Genomic DNA, 9,485 nt, shown 5'->3' on the forward strand with positions numbered 1-9,485 from the left:
TCTAGGCTTAGACTTAGGCTTACTGGGTAGGCGGTGCTTGACGACCGCAGCGAGAGTTAGACTTTGGTTAAATCCGATGCCTTCTCTGTCCGCAGAATCTCAGTCTCTTTAGAGCTGAGAGTGTCAAAAAGTCGTTCTGTTTGCAATGGATAGGTGCCGGGATTGCTATCATTCTCCCCGTGAATTAGCAGCAGGGGCGCTTTCACTTTTTCTGCATGTGTAAAGGGAGACATGCGAATATAAGTTTCGCTCGCTTCCCAAAAATTGCGCTGTTCTCCCTGAAAGCCAAACGGCGTCAGGCTGCGGTTGTAAGCGCCGCTCATGGCAATTCCGGCGCGAAACAAGTCTGCAGCATGTGCCAGTAAATTTACGGTGGTAAACGCTCCATAAGAGTGTCCGCCGATACATAAGCGATGGGCATCGGCAATGCCGCGCCCTACTACATAATTTACTGCTGCTTGCGCCCCGGCGATTAATTGTTCCACATAAGTATCGTTGGGTTCGGCATCGCCTTCGCCAATAATCGGCAAGCTGGGATTGTCTAAAACGGCATATCCCTGAGTTAGGAGGAACAAAACCGAGGTGCGGTGGGGACGACTGAAGGTATTTTCAGCTTTTGTTACCTGACCTGCAAGTTCCCGATTTTTGAATTCTTCTGGATATACCCAAAACACTGTTGGCAAAGCACCGTCGCGGGTGGGGTCGTATCCCGCAGGTAGGTAAAGTCTAGCGGATAAGTCCACGCCATCTGCGCGTTGGTACTGTACGACTTCTTTGCGAACGTCTGCAAATTGGGGTGCGGGATCGGGGTAAAAAGTGAGTTGGACGGTTTGGTTATCTTTGCGGTTTCGCAGGAATAAGTTAGGAGGTTCAGTTTGGGATTGACGAGAAGTCAGCATCGTGTCGTCGTCGAGTAAGTCAAGGACTGACTCAAAATAGGGGTCTTGGCATCGCCACAGACGTTGAGTTTGTCCCGTCTCCACATCCATAGAATCGAGAAAGGGATAAACGCCTTCTGGCGATGCGCCTCGCCCGCCCAGATAAATTGCCTTTCCATCGGGGGTGAAGCGCAAAACGGTGCGTCTGTATTGACTGAACGCCATTATTGGCGACCCCGGATCGGTGTAGTTGTCTTCATAACTGCGGTCTACTAGCAATTTTGGGGGTGTGGCGGGGGAGTTGGGATGAAGGCGCCAGATGCGGGATTTGCGAGTATCGTACCAGCGTTCCCAGACCAAGGCGACATCTTCCCGCCCCCAACAGATGCCTCGGAAGCGATGTTCGGATTTCCAAAGGAGTTTGGGTGTATCTGTAAACAAGGCATCGAGTTCAAATAAGGCATCGCGGAAGGGTACTTCTAAAGTTGGGTCGCCTTCATCTAATGCTTCTATCCAGAATAGGGTAGCAGGGCGATCGCTTCTCCAACCAACTCGTCGAGGTCCTGTTGGCACTGCGTCAAATTTAGTAGAAAGATTATCGGCGAGGGGTATGTCGGCGACTTGATGGAGGACTTTGCCTGTAAGGTCGCATACTTCTATCCGATGAGGAAAGAATGAGGATGGCAGTTGGTAAGAAAACGGTCGGTGTAGGGTAGTGAGGAGAATAAAATTCCCATCGGGAGAAGGTCTAGCTTCATCAATCAAAGCAGGTTCGACCAAAGGGATACAGCGACCATCCAAGGTGACTTCTACCAATCTGGAAGTTATGTAATATTCAAATAACGCTTCATCGTGGGGATTTTTGAGCAAATTGGTGTAGGTGCGATTGGGAGACTTGCGCCCCAAATTTTCTTGCACGAGCGGGCCACAAGGAATGGGAGACTTTATGGGAGGGTTGCCGCGATCGCTGTCAATAAACTTGCAAATCAGCGACTGATTCGACACCCAACGAAAGGGTCTACCATAAGCGGCATTCAGAACCGCATCGGTCAAGCGGCGGGGAATGCCTTCTGCTAGATCCAAAACCCATAATTCTAATCCATTAGCTTGAGTCAGCGTAAACGCCAGTTTATTACCATCTGGCGACGACCTGAGAAAGCCAATTTTTGCATCCGGTGGCAAATCTACCACTTTAGGGGTATCCGACTGGAGCGGTCTTATTTTTATACTGCGATAGGCGTTATGGCGGGCAGGGCCATTAGTTTGAGGATTGAGGCGAAATCCTGCTACAGCTACCTCTGGTTCTGCTAAAAGGGAAATCGGAGGTAGTTCCGGGTGTTCTAACTCTACCAACCATTGCAGATTGGGACAAATCCAGGCAATTGGAGACGGGGGAGTATCGAGAATTTGGTTAATCGGTTCTGGGGGAGATCGCCAGAATTGCTCAACGTCGGGAAAATCAACCATTTGGATTTGGCGAAAGGAATATTAGTCTATCTTATATACAGCGCCCAAAATTAGCAATTTGATCTGGATAGATTTGAATTTCAACTCGCGATGCTGCAAAAAGGGGCAGAAGAACTAGAGAAAAAGATTGCAGCTTTTACGACTATTATTTGGCAATTAAAAACGGCTGCCATTACCCTATGGGTGGCTTTAATTGGTTGGGCTTTTACAATTAAAATTGATTTGCTTATAGCGGATTGCAGCCGTATGAGGTACGGCGAAGGAATGCAATAGCGGCAGCAAAAATGGCAGCCGCTATTGCATTCCTTCGCGATAACGCTTTCCCTGACTCGCTTGCAATCTGCTGTATTCCGGTTGGCTATGTCATTGTGTTTGGCTTCTGGTATTTAGAAGCGACGTACTGGAGGGTGCAATATTACTGTATCAATAGGGCGAGTGCAATAGTCCAATACCTGAATAATCAAGACGCATTAGATGAAAGTTTTAATCACAAATCAATTCCTGAAGGTCTTGTTTATCCGTTACAGGGTTTAAAGACAATTAAGGGCGCATCTCTGTTTAAAGCTTTACGCGCACCATCTATATATATTTTTTACACATTTTTGTTTGTTGTTAATTCGGTTATTTGGTTAATTGCTATCTATATTCCCTAGCTTGTAGGTTAGTTTGAGGCAGCACACCCAAACCCGCCCCTACCAGCTGTGGAATTGTTGGCGACCTTGTTAGAAGCGATCGCGCATTGTGCAGTTTATCGGCTTTTGCGCTTGACAGCCTGCGGGCTTCAATGTAAGAATATCTTACATAAGGTAAGAAAAAGGTCGCGCCATGAACCCAAAAGATGTGGAGGCAAAGCTCATAGAGGTGCTTCAGGACATCCAAAGCGACAGCGGATATGACGGAAGCCAAATTAAGGGAACAACCTGTCCCCTTAGCGACCTTGAGGGATTTGACAGTATGCTCTGGCCTGTCGCGATCGGGATGCTTGCTAGCACACTTAACGCGAATATCCCTAACGACAAAAACATCTTTCTCTCGGAAGATGGCAAGCGACAACTTAGCATCAGCGAATCAGCAGCTATAGTCTGCGAAATCGTCAATAAAGGAGAGACTTAGATATGAGTCAGACAGATAAAAAAAAAGCAATTATCGCGAGCCGCATTCGTGAAGCTCGTAAAATGGCTGGTCTTTCGCAGGCTCAGGTCGCCAAGATTCTGGGTATTCACCGACCGTCGGTTTCAGAAATAGAAGCTGGCAATAGAAGGGTTTCTGCACAAGAGATAGCAAAACTTGCTGAAATTTTTGACGTAAGTGCGTCGTGGCTAATGGGTGAAGGGGCAGAAAAAGTTGATGTCCGCGATAACAAACTTCAGCTAGCAGCTAGAGAACTTCAGAAGCTGAAGCCAGAAGACCTCGACAGACTTCTAACAATACTTGCCTCAATGCGAAGTGGAGGAGAAAAACAGTGACCAATAAAATTACTTACTTCAATACGAAGCGAGAAAAGCAAATTTTGGCTCAAAAGGCTATGCACAAATCAATAGAAGTGCGGACGCAAACTGGTTTCGATCTCAAAAGTCCGATCTGTATTTATGGTTTGTGCGACCAGCTCAATGTCAGGGTGAAGTTTGTTGAAATCAGCAGCATGGAAGGGATGTATTGCAAAGAAGAAAAGCCGTTAATCTTACTTTCAGCACTGCGACCCTTTCCGCGACGCACTTTTACTTGCGCTCACGAACTCGGACACCACGTTTTTGGACACGGGTTAAAAGTTGATGAGCTGATAGAAGAATCAGAAAAGTCTAAGGCTTTTAACTCAGATGAGTTTTTAGTTGATTCCTTTGCAAGTTTTTTGCTAATGCTAACTTTGGGAGTGCGAAAAGCTTTTGTCGAGCGCGGATGGGATGTTGCTTGTGCAACACCAATTCAGTTTTTTACGCTCGCCTGCAATTTCGGTGTTGGGTACGAGACATTAATTAATCACATGACCTATGCCCTAAAAATGATCGATCGCACAAAAGCTTCCTCACTTCTCAAAGTTAAACCCAAAAATATCCGACAACAGATACTCGGATATCCATCTTCCGAGCCATTAATTATTGCTGACGAACATTGGTCAATTCCTACAATTGATGCCGAAGTCGGAAGTCAACTGTTATTGCCAAACACCGCAGAAGCAGCTAATCAGATTATTACTTTTCAACAAGAACATCCAAATGGTCGTGTTTTTCGAGCTAACCGTCCCGGCATCGTGCGCGTCTACTGTCGCGATACAAACTGGGCAGTATTTGTTCGAGTTTCCCGCCATCAATTCGTTGGTTTAAGTCAATATCGACACCTTGAGGAAGCAGAAGATGAGTAGCAGTTCACCTCTTGTTATTGAAGAAACAAATCTCTCTCACGCTTGGAGTCGTGCATTTCTCCATGTCATAGATAATCCCGGCAAAGAAATTTCACCACTTTTAATAACATTAACAGGGTTTAACAACGGTATGCCCAATGAAAATAAAGATATTCGAGAAGCTCTTGACAGTTGTCTCACTGCTAACGACGACCAGCAAGTTGATACTGTTGCTAACACAATCTTTCCTAGCTCTCTCTGGCGACTATCTCAGGGCGATCGTCACAAATTATTTGATATTTATCTCAATACTCTTGCCAGATATAAGGCTTTAGAACAACATAAAAATCGACGAGGACTTTACTTTGAAAGACTGATTTCATTTGGTTCAGGGCCTAACAATGGCAACCAACTAGAATACATTATTTCCCAGTACAAGTCACGTACTGGCGTTAGAAGATCGATGTTTCAAGCCTCGATTTTCGACCCGGCGCGAGACCATGTTCCCGATCCACGACTTGGCTTTCCTTGTCTCCAACACCTCAGCTTTGTCCCGCAGAAAAACAGCTTGATAATGAACGCTTTTTATGCTACTCAACAGTTGTTTAACAAAGCCTATGGTAATTATTTAGGTCTGTGCAGGCTGGGAAATTTCATGGCTGATGAAATGAAACTAAGCTTCGAGCGTATGAACTGCTTTGTAGGTGTAGAAAAAATGGACAATATTAACAAAACTTCGCCCACTCTAGAGCAACTTAAAGAAGTTGCTCGTCAGGCAGTATAATTAAGAGCGATCGCACAGAAATCCAGCCGGATTTAGTATGATAAACAAACGCTCAAAACAAGTCGATGCCAAGGCAGATATACAGAACCAACAACTCAGTCTTGCACTGGGCGATTATGGGGAAAAACCAACCTGTTTTCCTACAATTATCTCACATATTCTGCCTGCAAAACCTACCGTTGTCTTCGATACTTACTGGCGATTTGCCGCTGAACGACAGAAAATATTCTTCAAAAAAATAGAGAACGTACCCATACCTTGGACTAGCGATCAAATCCTTTCTACATATAAATTTACCAATGCGTATAGAGCATCCGATCGCACAAGCCAGTACCTAATACGCAACGTCATTTACCGGGATGACCTTCCTGGTTCAAGCAACGAAGTACTCTTTAGGATTATGATATTCAAATTCTTCAACAAAATCGAAACTTGGCAGCTTTTAGAGAACAAAATTGGTTCCATAATTTACGCTGAATATTCATTTGATCGCTACGACCAAATTCTCACAGAAGCTATGAACTCAGAGCAGACAATCTATTCTGCCGCATACATCATGCCATCAGGAGGAAAAACTTTTGGACACACTGTAAAGCACCGCAATCACCTAAAATTGATCGAGCTGATGATGGCTGACGAACTGCCAAAGAAGCTCGCAGACGCAACGAATATGCACAAGGGATTCGATTTGCTGCGCGAATACCCAACCCTCGGCGATTTTTTGGCTTACCAATTTATTACCGATGTTAACTATAGCGAGATTACCAACTTTAGCGAGATGGATTTTGTAGTTCCCGGCCCAGGAGCGCTCGATGGTATCCGCAAATGTTTTCTCGATTTAGGCGGACTGAATGAACCAGAAATTATCAAATTTATGGCAGATATTCAAGAATCTGAGTTTGAGCGACTGGGGCTTGATTTTCAGTCGCTCTGGGGACGGAAGCTGCAACTTATTGACTGCCAAAATCTGTTCTGCGAAGTTGATAAATATGCTCGGATGAAACACTCCGATATTGCCGGAATATCAGGACGAACTCGGATCAAACAGAAATACTCAGCTAACACGCAACCCATCGATTACTGGTATCCGCCGAAGTGGGGAATTAACCAGGCTATTGAAGAATACAGAGCAGCCAAAGCTGACACTCAGTTTAAATCAAAATAGAATCTCAAGGAGTGAAATATGGATTTTCACGAGTATCAAGAACAGGCGCTAAAGACGGATCGAGTTCCTACCAAAAGCGGAGACGGAATTATAGTGCCCCTACTTGGTTTAGTAGGTGAAGCTGGTTCGCTTCTCACCGAGTACAAAAAACACCTTCGAGATGGAGATGCCCACAAACTTTTCAAAGAGGCGATCGCAGAAGAGTTAGGAGATTTGCTCTGGTATGTTGCCAACGTGGCAAGCAAATTCGATCTCGATTTGGAAAAAGTTGCAAAAGGTAATATTGAAAAGTGTCGCGCTCGTTGGGGATGGAGAAATTCAGTACAGACAGATGTTAGCACTATTGGATACTTATTCGATAGTGGCTTTCCAGAAAACGAGCGTTTGCCACGCCAGTTTATAGTTGAGATGACTGAGGTGAACCAAGATAAGTCAGTGAAAATGAAAGCATTTATCAACGGACAACCGATTGGCAATGACCTCACTGACAATTCTTATTCCAGCGACGGTTACCGCTTTCACGACGTTTTCCACCTGTCTTATGTCGCAGTTTTGGGTTGGTCGCCAGTCATCCGCAGCAATCTAAAACTTAAGCGCAAAAGCAATCCCTGCATTGACGAAGTAGAAGACGGGGGCCGAGCAATAGCTATTGAAGAAGGCTTGTCAGCTCTCGTATTCAGTTATGCTAAGGATCATAACTTTTTAGAAGGAGTTGCCGCTCTTGATTACCAACTGCTCAAGACTATCAAAAATATGACTTCGCACCTAGAGGTTGCTCGGTGTTCGCTTGGTGATTGGGAGAAGGCGATTCTTGCGGGCTACGAAGTCTGGCGAAAAGTGAAAAAATATCGAGGAGGAACTGTTGTTATTGATAGGGACGCACGCTCAATAACCTATGCACAGAAATAACAATTTTTCTGGTTTGAAGTAGCGATATAAAAAGCTAGCTAAGCAGGGGTTTAACCAACAGCAATGGCACTCGCCACTGCGTATGACGGCGTATGACTTATACTCAACAGCCACATGGTAATGCCGAGTTCTACAGCGATTTCTTGACATTTGCCATACAACATTACTAACGGTTTACCTGTTGGCAAACGTTGGATTTCAATATCAGTCCAAGAAATTCCTTGGCTCCACCCAGTACCAATAGCTTTAAGCACTGCTTCTTTGGCTGCAAAACGACCTGCGAGGTACTCGATGCGGTTGGCATCAGAGCCAGCAGCACTGCACTCTGTTGCTGTAAAGCATCGGGTTTCAAAATGATCCCCTGACCGTTCAATCAGTTCTTTGATGTCTTTGATTTCCACAAGATCAATGCCGTGACCGATAATATTCATATTGCTACTTTGTTGGCACATTTAAGTTAACGAAGTCTTGAATAAATTAGTGACTTTGACAAAACTTTCTGCCATGTTTAACAAATATCTGCAAGCCAATTTAATGCGGATAAGAGAGAAGAGTTGTGTTGCTTCTAACGTACAGTGGGTGACGCGGATGGCCTGTCTGGGTAATTCCCAGACAGTAGAGATTCTCTCGCGACATCAGCCAAGAGGAAACGATTTTGGCTCGGTTGCTCAAGCTACCCCGATTTCCCCAGGCCACAATAATTTTATCGGCTAGCTCAACAGCTTGTTTGAGATAGCGGTCATTTTCTGGCCCTATGGGATCTGATACCAGCCTCAGAATATCTGGTCGCGGGGCACGATAGGCAAATAAATTGACTACTTCAAGCGAACCATAACCCCAAGAGCGAGCGAAGCTTAGGCATCGGCGGAGGGTGGGATCGTCAGTATCTGCATCCGCACGACTTGGGTTGAGCATAACAAAGGCGACTCTAGGAGCATTAGCGTCCCACTCCCGCCACAGCGAGTAGCGGTAAAGTCCTGTGGGGTCGATTGTTGCACCTTGTTTCACTTTGTTTCACCCTCGATTGCCTTCCAACTGTTATAGAATAAAACTTAGAGTCAATATTGTGCTAATGAAGCAACAACTCGCTCCAACTCTCGCCACATAAAATTATCGCCTGCTGCTCGATAAACTTCCAGTAGTTTGCGATTAAACCACAGAGTCTTATGTTTGCCTACATGAAAGAATGTCCAGACAATTTCTCCTACTCTGGATAACTTGTATGATAAAGACCGGCTTAAATATTGATGACCTAGCTAAAGACACAGAAGAACAGTGGATTAATAAAGAAGAGATAGATCTGAGTTAGTGTTGGTATTTACCAGCTTCGTCTCAAGGAAAAATTGAAACCGCGATCGCACCCCCAATCCCCAATCCCCATCACTCCCCATACACCGTCACCACCACCTGCCGCTGACGCGATTTCACATCGCATTCCAAATGAAAAATTTGCTGCCACGTCCCCAATATTAATTTACCATTGCTGACGGGAACTGTTATCTCTGGCCCCAACCAAGTTGCTTGCAAGTGCGAATGTCCGTTGCCATCGTGCCATGTTTGTTCGTGAAAATAATCCCGACTCGGTGGAATTAATTTATTCAAAATTGCCGGTAAATCTTTTTGCAATCCCGGTTCAAATTCAATCGCACCAATCGCCCCGGTACTGCCGACGTTAAATATATTGACCATTCCCACAGAAATGCCAGATTTTTTCACAATTTTACTCACTTGTTCGGTAATATCGTGCATATCACCGTGACCTTTCGTTGGGATGGTAATTTGTTCTTGATGTACCATTTGTTCGACTCCTATTTTGTTAAACGATCAAAATTTGTTGTAGGGACACGGCGCGAGAAAACCTTCCCGTGACAGCAAAGATTATTAATGCCGTGTCCCTACCAAGATCGTTGATTTCGGGAAGTTGCGCTCTTGAGGTTTTCGTGG

The 9,485-nt window shown here is 45.0% G+C and carries 12 protein-coding genes; 8 read left to right on the forward strand and 4 right to left on the reverse strand.

What is annotated here, in order from left to right; genetic code table 11:
• Positions 1-56: 56 nt before the first annotated feature.
• Positions 57-2,345 (reverse strand): S9 family peptidase, encoded by a 2,289-nt coding sequence (locus MiSe_RS44855; RefSeq protein WP_226593120.1) that lies wholly within the window; start codon positions 2,343-2,345, stop codon positions 57-59.
• A 90-nt stretch (positions 2,346-2,435) separates the two neighbouring features.
• On the opposite strand from MiSe_RS44855, the gene MiSe_RS44860 reads away from it, so the two are divergent.
• From MiSe_RS44860 to MiSe_RS44895, 8 genes are all read left to right on the forward strand, one after another.
• Positions 2,436-2,618: a hypothetical protein gene (locus tag MiSe_RS44860; RefSeq protein WP_226593122.1), complete on the forward strand. Its 183-nt coding sequence runs from the start codon at positions 2,436-2,438 to the stop codon at positions 2,616-2,618.
• Positions 2,619-2,629: 11 nt separating this feature from the next.
• On the forward strand, positions 2,630-2,998 hold the full coding sequence (locus MiSe_RS44865; RefSeq protein ID WP_226593124.1) for a hypothetical protein: 369 nt from the start codon (positions 2,630-2,632) through the stop codon (positions 2,996-2,998).
• A 172-nt stretch (positions 2,999-3,170) separates the two neighbouring features.
• Positions 3,171-3,458, forward strand: a complete 288-nt coding sequence (locus MiSe_RS44870) for a hypothetical protein (protein ID WP_226593126.1) — start codon at positions 3,171-3,173, stop codon at positions 3,456-3,458.
• A 2-nt stretch (positions 3,459-3,460) separates the two neighbouring features.
• Complete coding sequence (locus tag MiSe_RS44875; protein WP_226593128.1) at positions 3,461-3,811, forward strand: helix-turn-helix domain-containing protein; 351 nt, start codon at positions 3,461-3,463, stop codon at positions 3,809-3,811.
• Positions 3,808-4,704, forward strand: a complete 897-nt coding sequence (locus tag MiSe_RS44880) for an ImmA/IrrE family metallo-endopeptidase (protein WP_226593130.1) — start codon at positions 3,808-3,810, stop codon at positions 4,702-4,704. The genes MiSe_RS44875 and MiSe_RS44880 overlap by 4 nt, the downstream gene beginning before the upstream one ends.
• Entirely contained in the window at positions 4,697-5,467 is a 771-nt protein-coding gene (locus MiSe_RS44885; protein ID WP_226593132.1) for a thymidylate synthase family protein, read from the forward strand. Before MiSe_RS44880 ends, MiSe_RS44885 begins: the two co-directional genes overlap by 8 nt.
• 37 nt (positions 5,468-5,504) lie before the next feature.
• On the forward strand, positions 5,505-6,632 hold the full coding sequence (locus tag MiSe_RS44890) for a nucleotide kinase domain-containing protein (RefSeq protein ID WP_226593134.1): 1,128 nt from the start codon (positions 5,505-5,507) through the stop codon (positions 6,630-6,632).
• Positions 6,633-6,650: 18 nt separating this feature from the next.
• Complete coding sequence (locus MiSe_RS44895; protein WP_226593136.1) at positions 6,651-7,541, forward strand: nucleoside triphosphate pyrophosphohydrolase family protein; 891 nt, start codon at positions 6,651-6,653, stop codon at positions 7,539-7,541.
• 50 nt (positions 7,542-7,591) lie between these two features.
• Here the strand turns inward: MiSe_RS44895 and acpS are convergent, their stop codons facing one another.
• From acpS to MiSe_RS44910, 3 genes are all read right to left on the reverse strand, one after another.
• Positions 7,592-7,972: a holo-ACP synthase gene (gene acpS, locus MiSe_RS44900; protein WP_226593138.1), complete on the reverse strand. Its 381-nt coding sequence runs from the start codon at positions 7,970-7,972 to the stop codon at positions 7,592-7,594.
• A 100-nt stretch (positions 7,973-8,072) separates the two neighbouring features.
• Positions 8,073-8,549: a DUF1643 domain-containing protein gene (locus MiSe_RS44905; protein WP_226593140.1), complete on the reverse strand. Its 477-nt coding sequence runs from the start codon at positions 8,547-8,549 to the stop codon at positions 8,073-8,075.
• 372 nt (positions 8,550-8,921) lie between these two features.
• Entirely contained in the window at positions 8,922-9,338 is a 417-nt protein-coding gene (locus MiSe_RS44910; protein ID WP_226593142.1) for a secondary thiamine-phosphate synthase enzyme YjbQ, read from the reverse strand.
• Positions 9,339-9,485: the final 147 nt, after the last annotated feature.

The sequence above is a fragment of the Microseira wollei NIES-4236 genome (assembly GCF_020521235.1).
Classification (GTDB): domain Bacteria; phylum Cyanobacteriota; class Cyanobacteriia; order Cyanobacteriales; family Aerosakkonemataceae; genus Microseira; species Microseira wollei.